A 14177-nucleotide genomic window follows, 5' to 3' on the forward strand; every position below is an offset into this window, starting at 1 on the left:
ATGAAAGTTATTTTATTGGAAGATGTAAAATCCCTTGGGAAAAAAGGCGAGGTTGTAAATGTAAGTGACGGATATGCAAGAAACTTCATTTTCAAAAAAAACCTTGGACTGGAAGCAAATGGAAAGAATTTAAATGACTTAAAGCTTCAGAAACAGAATGAAGAAAAGGTTGCACAGGAGCATCTGGAAGCAGCGCAGGAACTTGCAAAGAAATTAGAGGCAGCAAAAGTAGAACTCAAGATCAAGACCGGGGAAGGTGGAAGAACATTCGGTTCTGTGTCTTCAAAGGAAATTGCAATTGCAGTAAAAGAACAGCTTGGATATGATCTTGATAAGAAAAAGATCCAGATTAAAGAAGCGATCCGTACACCTGGAATGCATCTTGTACCGGTCAAACTTCACCAGAAAGTGACTGCTGAATTAAAAGTGCACGTTGGGGAAGCTTAGGAGGATCTGAGACATGGATGAAGCACTCATTAAGAGAGTACCGCCACACAGCATAGAGGCAGAGCAGTCTGTTGTTGGAGCGATACTGATGGACCGGGATGCGATTACAGTAGCTGCCGAGATCATTTGTGGAGACGACTTTTATCAAAAGGCATATGGTGTAATTTTCGATTCAGTGGTAGAACTTTTTAATGAGGGAAAACCCGTTGACCTGATTACACTGCAGAACCGTCTGCGTGAAAAAGCTGTTCCGGAAGAGATCAGTAGTCTTGAATTTGTCCGGGATCTGGTAACAGCAGTTCCAACCTCGGCAAATGTAAAGTATTATGCAGAGATCGTCTCTGAAAAAGCAACGTTGAGGCGTCTGATCAAGATGAATGAAGCGATTGCGGATGAATGTTATCAGGGACAGGAGCCGCTGGAGGCGATCCTTGAAAGGACAGAGAAGCAGGTTTTTGAGCTGGTGCAGAACCGCGGAGGAAACGGTGAATACGTGCCGATCAAGCAGGTAGTGTTAAATGCCCTTGAGAAAATTGAGAAAGCATCTAAGAGTAAGGGAACTGTTACAGGAATTCCGACTGGATTTATTGACCTGGATTACAAGACATCCGGTCTGCAGCCCTCCGATCTGATCCTGGTCGCAGCCCGTCCTTCTATGGGTAAGACGGCGTTTGTACTGAACATTGCACAGCATGTGGCGTTTAAACAGAACCGTACAGTTGCCATATTCAGTCTGGAAATGTCAAAGGAACAGCTGGTAAACCGTCTGTTCTCGCTGGAATCCTATGTAGATGCACAGCTTTTAAGAACCGGTAATCTGAAGGATTCTGACTGGGAAAAGCTGATCGAAGGTGCCGGAACAATTGGAAGATCGAACCTGATCATTGATGATACACCGGGTATTTCGATTTCGGAAATGCGTTCCAAATGCAGAAAATATAAAATGGAACATAATCTTGAGCTGATCATCATCGACTACCTGCAGTTGATGAGCGGAAGTGTTGGTGGACGTAATGAGTCCCGTCAACAGGAAATTTCCGATATTTCCCGTTCCTTAAAAGCGCTTGCCCGAGAATTAAGTGTGCCGGTCATTGCGCTGTCACAGCTGAGCCGTGCGGTTGAGCAGAGACCAGATCACAGACCGATGCTTTCTGATCTGCGTGAGTCCGGAGCAATCGAGCAGGATGCCGACGTGGTTATGTTCATTTATCGAGATGATTATTATAATAAGGATACGGAGCATGTCAATGAGGCAGAGATTATTATTGCCAAACAGAGAAACGGTCCGATTGGAACCGTAACGCTTACATGGCTTCCGCAGTACACGAAATTTGCCAATTCAGAACGAAAAGTTGTGGATGGGGAATGAGAAATTATGAAATGAAAAAGACAGGGAACAGAATCAAAACTGTTCGCTGTCTTTTGACTTTTATGTGGTTTCGCCAAATAATTTCCGCAGGTAATGTCCGGCGGCAGATTTTGAAGCTTCTTTCCGGAGCGCCTGCTGCTGACGAAGTAAATGATCAAGCTTCCGGTAACGGTCTTCTTCCAGGCGTTCTTTTGCCTGTAAAAGAAAATCCATTTCCTTTGTTACTTTTTCAGATACGGATTTGCCGAGAGACCCCTCCAGGATCTGGTTGTTTTCCAAAAGAATTTTTCGGAGAGACTCTTCGAGCAGAGGCTGATAAACAGAAAGAGAAAGGTTGTCCGCTGTATAAACAGAAAGAGCTGGATCCTGGGGGTCAGCAACTTCGTTTATCGAAGCGGCAGCCTTTGGTGCATCCGATTTTCTGGCCTTCAGAAGTGCTTTTGTGCGAAGCATGTCCGGAAGGAGCTGTTTGATCTCCTTCAGGAGTAGTCCCTGTTCTTTGAGTTCTTTGATACAGCTAAAAAGCTGTATATCTTCTTCCGTATAGTGCCGATGTCCCATCTCAGTGCGTCCGATCGGAAGATCAAGCTCTTCCTCCCAGTAGCGAAGAACATGTGATTCTACGCCAACGTGTTTGGCAGCTTCTGAGATCATGTAATGAACGTCGCCCATACGATAACCCCCTTATTAAAATAAGTATGTGATATAGATTGAGTACAAGTCTATTGTAGCATAAGAAGAAGAGATGGAAAGAAAAATCGTTCGACAAATGTTGCAGAGGGAAGAATGTCAGATAGGATGATGCTTACTGGATCTGTATTTGGTTCAGACGCATACATAAAAAGAGACGATCTTCAGATGAAAACCGTCTCTTTCTTACTGTCTTATTCAATCTACGTGTTCTGATTACTCAGCGCTGATTGCTCCTGTAGGACATGCTGATTCGCAAGCGCCACAGTCAACACATGCAGAAGCATCGATCTGCATATGATCTGCACCCATAGAGATTGCTCCTACTGGACATTCGCTTTCGCAAGCTCCGCAGCTTACACATTCGTCTGAAATTACGTGTGCCATGATATGTATCCTCCTTATTATTATGAAAAAGTTAAAATCGATATGCCTTTCGCATAACTTTATTCTAATACAGAACTTGAAAATATACAAGAGGAATTTATGCTTAAAAATAGATACAATCGAGTTAGAAATGTCAAACTAATAGCGCGAAATGGGCATTTCTTTGGTTAGAAATATAAAACCAAAAGGTTAGTAATATAAAACTCACAAATGAAAACAAAAAGAATTTATGAAATCTTAAGAAATTTTTCTACCTTTCCCGGGCGATTTGGTGTATAGTGGGTACTGTATCATTTTATAACCAATAATGAAACTGATTTTAAGATAGAGAAAGTGGAGTGGATTTATGAAAAAACGGTGGAGTATACTTTCGGCTGTACTTTGTGTGGCACTTTTGACTGGTGGATGTGGAACTGGAAGCAAGAATGATGCAGGTACAGGAAAAGAGCAGACATTCAGTCATGAGACAAGGGAAGAGAATGAGCATCAGAGTAACCTGGATGTTTTACAGCCATCTGCATATGGCAATGTGCAGGGACTGAATCTGGAGAAAGGAAGCTCGATTTCTATTATAGGAAGAGGAAGTTCTTCCGCATACTGGAAAGCTGTTCAGGAAGGTGCAAAGCAGGCGGTAGCGGATATTAATACAAACCTGGGATATAAAGGGAATGATAAAGTAAAGCTTGTTTATTCTGCACCGGAGACAGAGAATGATGTAGATGATCAGGTAAATATTCTGGATGAGGAGCTTGCACGGTATCCGGTTGCGGTCGGGATCGCAGCAGTTGATTCAGGGGCATGTGAGGTTCAGTTTGATCTTGCTGCAGAGAATGGGATTCCGATCGTAGCATTTGATTCCGGGACCGATTATCAGAATATTGTATCCATGATTGATACAGATAATACAACTGCCGCTGCAACAGCAGCAAGTAAGCTGTGCAACAGTATCGGTGAGAGTGGTCAGATCCTTGTAATCGCACATGACTCTAAGTCTACTTCTTCTGAAGAAAGAGAGCAGGGATTTGTACAGGAAGTGGAAAAGAATGATCCGAATGTAACGGTTGCAGAGATCTGGCATCTGGATGATCTGGATGCGATCTCGAAAGAGATCAATGCAGATTCATCTGAAAAGAATTCCCAGGAGACTGCAGATAATGTGCAAAAAGCAGAGGAAGAGAACGCAGATAGCCGGGATACCCAGACGGCACAGCAGGATGCAATCAAGTATCTTCTTGAAAAGTATCCGGATGTAAAAGGAATTTTTGCAACCAATGAAACAGTAGCAGACCTTGTGGTGAATGTCCTGGACTCTATGGACAAAACAACAGGGGAAGACCGAATCAAGGTAGTGAGCTTTGACGGCGGAGAGGATCAGATGAAGCTTCTGGAAGATGGGAAGATTGATGGGCTGATCGTTCAGAACCCATACGGAATCGGCTATGCAACGGTTGTTGCCTGCGCAAGAGCAGTGCTTGGTCAGGGAAATGAAGCAACGGTAAGTACCGGATATACCTGGGTTACAAAAGATAATATGAATAAAGATTCGATTAAGAAGATGCTTTATTAGTAAGAAGAAATGTCTGAAATCTGTGGAAAATGGGTTTCAGACATTTTTATATAAAAACGGTTGTGAGTGACATATTATTTATGCCGGCTACAACCGTTTCTTTTTATTTCATAGGAAATTCCAAAGGAACTTCCTATGAAATAAAAGGCACTGCGTGCCGGAGATGCGCACTCGCATGAAGATGAAGAATGTCGCAAGCGACCGCGCTCGGCGCGAGAATGTGCTGAGGCACATTCTTTCTTATTGCTATTTTTTCGTCAGTGGAAGGGAGAAGATAAATTCTGTTCCAACTCCCTCGGTACTGATCACATTGATATTTTCATTGTGTGCCTGAATAATTTCTTTTACGATCGAAAGCCCAAGTCCGGTTCCTTTTTTGTCTTTTCCGCGGGAGAGATCGCTTTTGTAAAAACGTTCCCATATTTTGTTGATACTTGATTTCGGAATGCCAATTCCATAATCTTTGACGGAAGTATATACTTTGTCACCGCGCGGTGTGGTTTCAATCGTGATCGTAGACTCCGGATTGCTGAATTTGATCGCGTTGTCCAGCAGATTGTATAGAACCTGTTGGATTTTGTGCCGGTCAGCATGTACATACAGGGTACGAGTTGCCAGAAGAAGTTCGATAGAAATTTTTTTGGCAGTGCAGGTACCTTCGAAAGAAGCTGCTGTGTTACGGATCACTTCGTGAATATCAAAATCTGTTTTATCAAGAAGAAGATCCTTCGTATCAAATTCATTCAATGTCAGCAGATCGCGTGTAAGGTCAGTAAGACGTTCTGTTTCAAATAAGATGATATTTAAGTATTTGCCCTGCATTTCAGGTGGGATCGTGCCATCCGCCATGGCTTCAACATAGCCTTTGATGGAGGTCAGAGGAGAACGGAAATCATGGGATACATTTGCCACAAATTTCTTCTGGTAATCCTCCATATCTTTCAGTTGGGAAGACATGTAGTTGAGGGATGCGGAAAGATATCCTATCTCATCCTGCGTATTAACCGGGATGACAACATCCAGATTGCCGGAAGCATACTGCTTTGCTGCATTCGTAATCTTGACGAGCGGGCGGTAGATCAGAAAATGTACACCCAGCAAAATAATGAATGAGAGCACATAAATGATCAGAATCACGATATACGTGTTACGCATCAGAACAGAATGTGCGTCTGTGATCTGCGAGTAAGGCTTATGTACAAGCAGATATCCGTGGGTTGAAAAATTCTCTGTGACCGGAGCAATCACGGTGATCATTTCTGAGTTGAAGTACCCGTGATAATCACCGGTCAGATAAGTGGAGCCGCCAGATTCTGCAGGATCAAAATTTTCAATCCGGGAAGGGGCATACGATACATCGCCGGATTTGGCAGATGCAAGTAAAGATCCCTCATTATCAACAAACCAGATATCTGAATTCAGATAATCGCTCATACCATTGAGCTGTGTATAAACATCTGCCAGAGCAATGGTTTTGGAAAAATAGTCCGGCAGATAATTGGATGCAAGCAGATTCGCCGACTGATACATATTGCCGGAAATGCTGCTTTCCAGATAGTGGGTTGTCAGTGTGGATGACAGGGATGCCACTGTAAAAATACTTAAAAATCCGAGAATAATATATAAGAGGATAAATTTAAGGTAAAGAGTACTTTTCATTACTTCACCTCAAATTTGTAACCGATTCCCCAGACGGTACTAAGTCCCCAGGAAGGATGATCCTTGATCTTCTCGCGCAGACGCTTAATATGAACATCAACGGTACGGGTGTCGCCGACATACTCATAGCCCCAGATCTGGTCAAGGAGCTGCTCGCGTGTGAATACCTGGTTTGGTGAAGAGGCGAGGAAATACAAAAGTTCCAGTTCTTTTGGCGGCATATCTACATTCTTACCATCAACGGTTACTGCGTAATTGGTAAGATTGATCTCGATTCCCGGATAGTCAACAACCTTTCCGCGGCTGGCGGCAGGAGTTTCTGGTTTGGCAGGCTGATAGCGTCTGAGTACCGCTTTTACTCTTGCGACAAGCTCCTTGGAATCGAATGGTTTTAAGACGTAATCATCGGCACCAAGCTCCAGACCGAGCACCTTGTCAAATACTTCTCCTTTTGCGGAAAGCATAATGATTGGGGTATTGTGCTTACTGCGGATCTCGCGACAGACCTGATAGCCATCGATGCCCGGAAGCATCAGGTCGAGCAGCATCAGGTTTGGCTGATAGGATTCAAATGCGGTAAGAGCTTCTTCCCCGTCGTGTACGATCATCGTATCGAAGCATTCCTTTGTAAGGTAGAGAGAAATCAGTTCTGCAATATTCTCGTCGTCATCTACAATTAAGATTTTCTGTTTAGTCACCATGATAGTTCCCCCAATGATTATTTGAATTCTACGATAGTTACACCGGCATCGCCCTCCCCGAAAGCTCCCAGCCGGAAGGATTTGATATGTTTCTGGCGGCGCAGATACTGATGGATCCCGTTCCTGAGTGCGCCGGTTCCTTTCCCGTGTACAATTCGTACCGGACTTAAGTGTGCGATATAGGCATCATCCAGATATTTGTCAAGTTCGGCAACTGCTTCATCGACTGTTTTGCCAAGAAGATTGATCTCTGGACTGACATGCATGGATTTGCCCATCTTCATCTTGCCACTGCTGGTTCTGCGCATCTGCTTTGCAGTAACCGTAAGCGGTTCTTCGATCAGTTCGAGATCGGAAATATTGACCTGTGACCGGAGAATACCCATCTGGACAAACAGGTTGCCTTTGGCATCCGGTAGTGAATTTACCGTTCCGGTCAGATTCATGCTCAGTACTTTTACAGAATCGCCCAGATGGAAATCGCTTGCCTTGTAAGCTTTGGAAGGTTTTTTCTTTTCCAGACGGTTTTTATTTTCAGTTTTGGAAAGCTGCTTGCGGATCCGTTCTCTTTCTTTTTCCATCTCGGAAGCGGAAATACTGGCTTTGCCGAATTTGCGGAAGTTCTTCATTGTCTCATCAGCAAAATCTTTGGCTTCCTGAACAATGTCGGTTGCTCTGGCATTTGCCTCACGAATGATCCGGTCGCGCTGTGTATCCAGCTTTTCCTGTTGGTTCTTGAGTTCGGACTTGAGACGCTCCATCTCGCGGCGGTAAGAAGCAACCTCTTCCCGTTCTTTCTCGATGGTCTTGCGGCTCTGTTCCAGATCAGTAAGGAGATCTTCAAAAGATTCATCCTCCTCGGTCAGATGCGTTTTGGCATCCTGGATGATATAATCCGGAAGGCCGAGTTTTTCGGAAATCGCGAAAGCATTACTTTTTCCAGGAATACCAATCAGAAGATGGTAAGTCGGGCTCAATGTCTCCACGTCAAATTCACAGCAGGCATTTTCTACTCCAGGAGTAGAAAGAGCAAATACCTTCAGTTCGCTGTAGTGTGTCGTTGCCATAGTGCGGATTCCACGGTTATGCAGATGTGACAGAATGGCGATAGCGAGTGCAGCACCCTCAGTCGGATCGGTTCCCGCACCAAGTTCATCGAAAAGGACTAATGAATTCTCATCCACATGATTTAGGAAAGAAACCACATTTGTCATGTGAGAAGAGAAGGTACTTAAAGACTGTTCAATACTCTGTTCGTCACCAATATCAGCATAAACCTGGTTAAATACAGCAAGTTCTGAACGGTCAAGTGCAGGAATGTGCAGACCTGCCTGACCCATGAGGGTAAAAAGCCCCACAGTCTTGAGGGAAACGGTCTTACCACCTGTGTTCGGACCGGTTATGACGAGAAGATCAAAGGTATCTCCAAGTGTCAGACTGATCGGAACAACTTTTTTACGGTCCAGAAGAGGGTGTCTTCCCTCACGGATCCGGATCCGGCCTTCGGTGTTAAAGACTGGGCGGCTGGCGTTCATATCCAGTGCCAGTGCACCTTTTGCAAAAGTAAAATCCAGTTCTACAAGTGCTTTGTAGTTCAGACGGATTTCTTCAATATATTCAGCTGCATCCACACTGAGGCGGGCAAGGATCACCTGGATTTCTTCCTGCTCCTGGGCATATAATTCTTTCAGATCATTGTTCAGTTTGACAACGGCCATCGGCTCAATGAAAAGTGTGGATCCGGTTGCTGACTGGTCATGGATCAGACCATTTACCTGGCTGCGGTATTCGGCTTTTACCGGGAGACAGTAACGGTCGCCACGCATGGTAATAATGGCATCCTGGAGATAGGTGCGCATGGAACCGTTCAAAAGTCCGGTCATGGTAGAATGGATCTTGTCATTCATGCCGTTAATACTGCGGCGGATCTGCTTTAATTTGCTGCTGGCATCATCGCTGATCTCATCTTCACCAAGAATGCAGCGGTCAATTTCGGCAGAAAGTGGTGTAAGCGGCGCAAGCTGTTCAAAATATACGTCCAGACAATCTGCCTGATCGTCTGCATTTTCATGACGGCCGTAGGATTTGATCCGGGCGGTTGTCTGAAGAAGCTTGCCGATCCGGAGGAGTTCCGGTGCGCTTAAGGCACTTCCGATCTCCAGGCGCTTAAGAGAGTCGGAGACAGCATAGCAGCCGCTGAAAGAAGGAATTCCCTTCTTTACAATGCGGGTAAATGCTGCGGCAGTCTGTTCCTGTGCAGTGATGATTTTGTTAAGGTCGGTCATCGGCTTGATCCGTCGGCAGAATGAAGCTCCGCCAGGGGAAGAAGCGTGATCGGTCAGTATCTCTATAATTTTTGGAAATTCCAATTTTGTTAAAGATTTTTGATTCATAATACATTTATACCTCATATTTTGTCTGGTTCTATTCTAACTTATTTACCGTCTAAATGAAAGTGGAAAGGTGAAATTTCGTTGAACATTTGCGGGGAATCATGTATACTAAAACCAGGTGTGGCTGAAAGCACTCCGGAGGCCTAAGGAGAAGCACAATGTCTGATAATCGAGAGAATAAGCATAACGAAGAACCGCACGACAGTGAGGAAGAAAAATATTCGTTTTTGCAGGAAACAGTAAAAGATGAACAGCGAAGTAAAAAAGGAATCATGGGAAATCTGTGCAGGCTTGCAGGAAGAGGACTGATTTTTGGACTTGCAGCAGGCCTTGCGTTTTATGCCCTTCGCCCATGGGCGATGACACATCTGGGCGGAGAGAAGGTAACGATTCCGCTGGATCAGGAGGAAACTCCGGTTGAGAATGAGACGGATACCAAGGATCAGGAAGCACAGGAGGAAGAGATTCAGTATCCGGATCTGACTGTCGAAGATTATCAGGAGATGAACCATGCATTATACCAGGTGGCATTGTCAGCAGGAAAAAGTGTGGTTGAGATCTATGCCGTGCACCGGGATGAAGGCTGGGAGAATGCAGGGGAGCAGGCTGTATCGGGAGTTATTTTCTGGGATAATGGAGCAGATCTTTTGATTGCGGCACCGGCAAGAATTGTAAAAGATGCAGAAGCACTGAAAGCCACATTTTCAGACAATACTACATATAACGCAACTTTGAAAAAGCAGGACCGGAATCTTGGACTTGCGATCATTGCGATCAAGAGATCAGATCTGTCGGATAGTACGAGGAACCAGATCCAGACGGCGATGCTTGGTAATTCTAATGCAGTGAACCGTGGGGACGGCGTGATCGTTCTTGGTGAGCAGTTTGGATATGCAGGTGGTGTCGGATATGGGATCATCAGTTCCACCAGAAATTACCGGACAGTGGCGGACGGGCAGTACCGGCTGCTTGATACAGATATTGCAGGAAGTGAAAAAGGGAGCGGAATTCTGTTTAACACGGCGGGTGAAGTGATTGGAATCTGTGACCAGTCAGAACTGCAGAGAGACGGAAATCTTGTAAGTGCCTATGCGATTTCGGATATCAAGGAAGAGATCGAACTTCTGGCAAATGGACAGGGAGTTCCGTATATTGGCGTTCACGGAGTTGTAGTGACGGAGAAGCTTGCCGGCGAACAGGGAATCCCGAAAGGCATTTATGTCAGGGAAGTAGAGGCTGATTCGCCTGCGATGCAGGCTGGAATCCAGAATGGTGATGTGATCACAGAGATTAACAAGACAGATATCACCGGTATAACAGGACTTCATAAACAGATCGCAGAAGCCGGAACCGGTACACAGATCAGGATCAAAGGGCAGAGGCGTGGCGCAGATGGTTATGTCGATGTAACATTTGATGTGACAGTTGGAAGTAAAGAATAGATTTGCAGATAAAAAGCAACCATAAATTTAAAATATAAAGCAGGAAGAGGAATGACATGAGATATATTGAGACATTACACGAAGGCGAGACAATCAGAAATACGTATCTTTGCAAAGGGAAAAGAAGTGCGGAGACAAGGAACGGAAAACCATATGACAACCTGATCCTTCAGGACAAGACAGGAACTTTAGATGGAAAGATCTGGGATCCGAATTCAAATGGAATTGCAGATTACAGCGAAAAAGATTTTATTGAAGTTTACGGGGAGATCATCAGCTATAACGGCAATCTTCAGATGAACATCAAGCAGCTCCGTGTAGCAGACGAGGGAGAATACGATCCGGCGGATTATATGCCGACCAGCGAGAAAAGTGTGGATGGAATGTATGAAGAACTGATGCGTTATGGAAAGCAGGTGAAGAACCCGTATCTGCAGCAGGTGATCCGGTATTATTTTGTAAATGATGAACAGTTTATCAAGAGCTTCAAGGCACATTCTGCAGCAAAGAGTGTACATCATGGATTTGCCGGAGGACTTCTGGAGCACACATTAAGCGTAGTGAAATTCTGTGAATATATGGCAGGGGCATATCCGATCCTGAATAAGGATCTTCTGTATACAGCGGCAATGTGTCATGATATCGGAAAGACACAGGAACTTTCCCTGTTCCCGGATAATGATTATACCGATGATGGGCAGCTGCTCGGTCATATTGTGATCGGTGTGGAAATGCTGGATGATGCAATTCGTGAGATCCCGGATTTTCCAAAGAAGCTTGCCAGCGAATTAAAGCACTGTATCGTAGCGCATCACGGAGAACTCGAATACGGTTCGCCGAAGAAACCGGCGCTTGCTGAGGCAATGGCACTTAATTGTGCAGATAATGCTGATGCAAAGATGCAGACACTGACAGAGATTTTTAAGGCAAAAGATACAAAGGACTGGTTAGGTTATAACCGTCTGTTTGAATCTAACTTAAGAAAGACCAGTATCTAAGAGAAGTTCTGAAAGAAAGATGAGTATAAAAATGAAGAAAAATGACGTAGTGACGGTAGAAGTTACAGATATCGGAATCGGTGGTGAAGGAATCGGAAAGGTTGATGGATATACTCTGTTTATCAAGGATGCAGTCATCGGAGATACCGTTGAAGTAAAAGTAATGAAAGCAAAAAAGAACTACGGATATGCGAGATTAATGCGGATTGTAAAAGAATCCGCATTTCGTGTATCTGCACGCTGTCCGGAGGCAAGACGCTGTGGCGGATGCCAGATTCAGGAGATGGATTACCGGAAACAGCTGGAGTTTAAAAATACAAAAGTAAGAAATAACCTGATCCGTCTTGGCAGTGTGGAAGAAGAATTGCTGGATCAGATCATGGAGCCGATCGCAGGAATGGAGGAACCGTTCCGTTACCGGAATAAAGCACAGTTCCCGATCGGAGTGGATAAAGAAGGGAATCTGATTGCCGGATTCTATGCCGGAAGAACCCATCAGATCATCCCGGTTCCGAACAGGGACTGCGTACTTGGAGTACCGGAGAATAAAGTGATCCTGGATCAGATTCTGGACTACATGCGGGAAGAGAAGATTTCTGCATATGATGAGGAACGGCACAAAGGGCTGGTGCGCCATGTCCTGGTCCGGTATGGATTTACAACAAAAGAGATCATGGTTTGTCTGATCATTAACGGGGATAAGCTTCCCAGCAGTGAAAAATTGTTGGAAAAGCTGACAAAGATTCCGGGAATGACAAGTATTACTTATAATATCAATAAAGAAAAGACGAATGTGATCATGGGATCAAAGGTTTGTCCGCTCTGGGGACAGACGTATATCACCGATTATATCGGTAATGTCAAATACCAGATTTCACCGCTGTCTTTCTATCAGGTGAATCCGGTACAGACAGAGGTACTTTACGGAACCGCACTGGAATACGCCGGGCTTACTGGAAAAGAGACGGTTTGGGATGTGTATTGTGGTATCGGAACGATTTCCCTTTTCCTTGCGCAGAAAGCACAGAAAGTTTATGGCGTGGAAATCGTGCCGCAGGCAATTGAAGATGCAAAGCATAATGCTGAGATCAATGAGATTACAAACGCGGAGTTTTTTGTAGGAAAGGCAGAAGAAGTGCTGCCGGAGTATTATGCGGATTATGCAAAAGAGCATCCGGGAGAGCATGCGAGAGCGGATGTGATCGTAGTCGATCCACCGAGAAAAGGATGTGAGAGAAGCGTACTGGATACGATGGTTCAGATGGAGCCAGAGAGGATCGTATATGTGAGCTGCGATTCAGCGACTTTGGCTCGGGATGTGAAGTATCTGCGGGAGAATGGGTATGAGATCAGGAAGGTGAAGGCGACTGATATGTTTCCGATGAGTGTGCATGTTGAGACAGTCTGTTTATTATCACGTAAATAAGCGGTTTTACAGGCTTTTATAAGTGGAGTTCAGTCTATTTGCCACCCATTTGCCACCGTAATTTTTAAAATTATCACTGAACAAAGAAAAGGGAGTGAACACGCTGAACAATTATCGGATTCACTCCCAATATTTTTATTTATGACGTTTTTGCTTGTGTGATTTTTTCAAAGAGATCAACAGAACGTTCAGCCATCTTTTCAGTATCATGCACGTAGGTCTGCAATGTGGTTTCTATGTTGGTGTGTCCTAATCGTGTCTGAACATTCTTAACATCAGCACCGGATTCAATCAACAGTGTTGCGTGTGTATGCCGTTACGGTATAATAACGACAAACAGAAAAAGCCTTTATTTTCAAGGGGTTTGAGCGTTTGTCGTCTTTTATTCAATTCCTTTTCCAAGTTGAAAATTGACGAAAACTATAAAGAAAAAAGGAGGCTGTTTTATTAACGACAAAATTTAATAGTGCCAGCGGTCCGGCTTTATGTCTGACCGCTGGTTGCCGTGGGCGTTTCACTTTTATAGGTGGACGCCCTTTTTTCATACTCATTTTCGAGAGAAAGGAGATCCACATGGAATTAAACGAAATGGAAAAAAAGCTGCTCTTTCAAGTGGAGGGCGATTATCAGACAAAGATCCTGAATGAACTTTATATGACCGTGCGGTATTCAAATAATTCCGAACAGCGGGAGGCGGCAGAAGGTCTTATGGCAAAACTTCGTGTTCTGTCAAATGCAGAGTGCATGGACTTGGTAAAAGATATTCAGAAGAATTACCGTCTGCCCTATCCAGCCCGGACGATTGGAGAAAAGATCGCCGAGGCCAGACAACAATCAGGGGCAGAAAAATTGAAGGGGCATGACATCATGGCACTTGAACGCTTTGATCCAGAAGTAAAGCACATGATCGTCTTTGATGTATTGTCTTACGATTCCCCTGTTGGCGACAAAGGCGATAAGATGCGCTTGTTCCTTACAGATGCCGGCTATCAGAAATTTTTAGAGAGCCAGGAACGGGGCGAAGTGAAACTGAAAAACCATGCGAAGGTCTCTGACGGTCATCTCCATTATGACCGCAGGGATCATGCCTTGTAACGG

General features: G+C 44.5%; 12 protein-coding genes and 1 pseudogene. 7 read left to right on the forward strand and 6 right to left on the reverse strand.

Annotated elements, in window-relative coordinates; translation table 11 throughout:
- A complete protein-coding gene (gene rplI / locus PG418_RS09510; protein WP_008368899.1) occupies positions 1-447 on the forward strand; it encodes a 50S ribosomal protein L9 in 447 nt (148 codons plus the stop codon).
- Positions 448-460: 13 nt separating this feature from the next.
- Positions 461-1816, forward strand: a complete 1356-nt coding sequence (gene dnaB, locus PG418_RS09515) for a replicative DNA helicase (protein WP_022221098.1) — start codon at positions 461-463, stop codon at positions 1814-1816.
- Between the two features lie 60 nt (positions 1817-1876).
- On the opposite strand, the gene PG418_RS09520 is transcribed toward dnaB, so the two are convergent.
- Both PG418_RS09520 and fdxA read right to left on the reverse strand, forming a co-directional pair.
- Positions 1877-2488, reverse strand: a complete 612-nt coding sequence (locus PG418_RS09520) for a helix-turn-helix domain-containing protein (protein WP_055247937.1) — start codon at positions 2486-2488, stop codon at positions 1877-1879.
- A gap of 234 nt (positions 2489-2722) precedes the next feature.
- Positions 2723-2893, reverse strand: a complete 171-nt coding sequence (gene fdxA, locus PG418_RS09525; protein WP_008368888.1) for a 4Fe-4S ferredoxin — start codon at positions 2891-2893, stop codon at positions 2723-2725.
- 346 nt (positions 2894-3239) lie between these two features.
- On the opposite strand from fdxA, the gene PG418_RS09530 reads away from it, so the two are divergent.
- Entirely contained in the window at positions 3240-4460 is a 1221-nt protein-coding gene (locus tag PG418_RS09530) for a substrate-binding domain-containing protein (RefSeq protein WP_055247939.1), read from the forward strand.
- A 246-nt stretch (positions 4461-4706) separates the two neighbouring features.
- Here PG418_RS09530 and PG418_RS09535 read toward each other — a convergent pair whose 3' ends face one another.
- Genes PG418_RS09535 through PG418_RS09545 form a run of 3 tightly spaced genes read right to left on the reverse strand, consistent with a single transcriptional unit; the run spans position 4707 to position 9213 of the window.
- Entirely contained in the window at positions 4707-6119 is a 1413-nt protein-coding gene (locus PG418_RS09535; RefSeq protein WP_055297415.1) for a sensor histidine kinase, read from the reverse strand.
- A complete protein-coding gene (locus tag PG418_RS09540) occupies positions 6119-6820 on the reverse strand; it encodes a response regulator (RefSeq protein WP_008368880.1) in 702 nt (233 codons plus the stop codon). Before PG418_RS09540 ends, PG418_RS09535 begins: the two co-directional genes overlap by 1 nt.
- A gap of 17 nt (positions 6821-6837) precedes the next feature.
- Positions 6838-9213, reverse strand: coding sequence for an endonuclease MutS2 (locus PG418_RS09545; RefSeq protein WP_498837330.1), 2376 nt, complete (start codon positions 9211-9213; stop codon positions 6838-6840).
- A gap of 158 nt (positions 9214-9371) precedes the next feature.
- Here PG418_RS09545 and PG418_RS09550 point away from each other — a divergent pair, with 158 nt between their 5' ends.
- The 3 genes from PG418_RS09550 to rlmD are packed head-to-tail and all read left to right on the forward strand — an operon-like array spanning position 9372 to position 13079.
- Positions 9372-10655: a S1C family serine protease gene (locus PG418_RS09550; protein WP_055155535.1), complete on the forward strand. Its 1284-nt coding sequence runs from the start codon at positions 9372-9374 to the stop codon at positions 10653-10655.
- Between the two features lie 56 nt (positions 10656-10711).
- Complete coding sequence (locus PG418_RS09555) at positions 10712-11653, forward strand: 3'-5' exoribonuclease YhaM family protein (RefSeq protein WP_008368874.1); 942 nt, start codon at positions 10712-10714, stop codon at positions 11651-11653.
- Positions 11654-11684: 31 nt separating this feature from the next.
- Positions 11685-13079, forward strand: a complete 1395-nt coding sequence (rlmD, locus tag PG418_RS09560) for a 23S rRNA (uracil(1939)-C(5))-methyltransferase RlmD (RefSeq protein WP_498837331.1) — start codon at positions 11685-11687, stop codon at positions 13077-13079.
- Positions 13080-13218: 139 nt separating this feature from the next.
- Here the strand turns inward: rlmD and PG418_RS09565 are convergent.
- Positions 13219-13383, reverse strand: a pseudogene (locus tag PG418_RS09565) (tyrosine-type recombinase/integrase); the annotation flags it as partial.
- A 269-nt stretch (positions 13384-13652) separates the two neighbouring features.
- Here PG418_RS09565 and PG418_RS09570 point away from each other — a divergent pair.
- Positions 13653-14174, forward strand: coding sequence for a DUF5720 family protein (locus tag PG418_RS09570; protein WP_005361050.1), 522 nt, complete (start codon positions 13653-13655; stop codon positions 14172-14174).
- The last annotated feature ends 3 nt before the right edge of the window (positions 14175-14177 follow it).

It is taken from the genome of Bariatricus sp. TF06-38A (genome assembly GCF_027690675.1).
Classification (GTDB): Bacteria; Bacillota; Clostridia; order Lachnospirales; family Lachnospiraceae; genus Allocoprococcus; species Allocoprococcus comes.

What these genes read in the sequence shown, in the direction of transcription:
- rplI (WP_008368899.1), top strand. Translation starts at nt 1, where the DNA reads ATGAAAGTTATTTTATTGGAAGATGTAAAATCCCTTGGGAAAAAAGGC.
- dnaB (WP_022221098.1), top strand. Translation starts at nt 461, where the DNA reads ATGGATGAAGCACTCATTAAGAGAGTACCGCCACACAGCATAGAGGCA.
- PG418_RS09520 (WP_055247937.1), bottom strand. Translation starts at nt 2,488, where the DNA reads ATGGGCGACGTTCATTACATGATCTCAGAAGCTGCCAAACACGTTGGC.
- fdxA (WP_008368888.1), bottom strand. Translation starts at nt 2,893, where the DNA reads ATGGCACACGTAATTTCAGACGAATGTGTAAGCTGCGGAGCTTGCGAA.
- PG418_RS09530 (WP_055247939.1), top strand. Translation starts at nt 3,240, where the DNA reads ATGAAAAAACGGTGGAGTATACTTTCGGCTGTACTTTGTGTGGCACTT.
- PG418_RS09535 (WP_055297415.1), bottom strand. Translation starts at nt 6,119, where the DNA reads ATGAAAAGTACTCTTTACCTTAAATTTATCCTCTTATATATTATTCTC.
- PG418_RS09540 (WP_008368880.1), bottom strand. Translation starts at nt 6,820, where the DNA reads ATGGTGACTAAACAGAAAATCTTAATTGTAGATGACGACGAGAATATT.
- PG418_RS09545 (WP_498837330.1), bottom strand. Translation starts at nt 9,213, where the DNA reads ATGAATCAAAAATCTTTAACAAAATTGGAATTTCCAAAAATTATAGAG.
- PG418_RS09550 (WP_055155535.1), top strand. Translation starts at nt 9,372, where the DNA reads ATGTCTGATAATCGAGAGAATAAGCATAACGAAGAACCGCACGACAGT.
- PG418_RS09555 (WP_008368874.1), top strand. Translation starts at nt 10,712, where the DNA reads ATGAGATATATTGAGACATTACACGAAGGCGAGACAATCAGAAATACG.
- rlmD (WP_498837331.1), top strand. Translation starts at nt 11,685, where the DNA reads ATGAAGAAAAATGACGTAGTGACGGTAGAAGTTACAGATATCGGAATC.
- PG418_RS09570 (WP_005361050.1), top strand. Translation starts at nt 13,653, where the DNA reads ATGGAATTAAACGAAATGGAAAAAAAGCTGCTCTTTCAAGTGGAGGGC.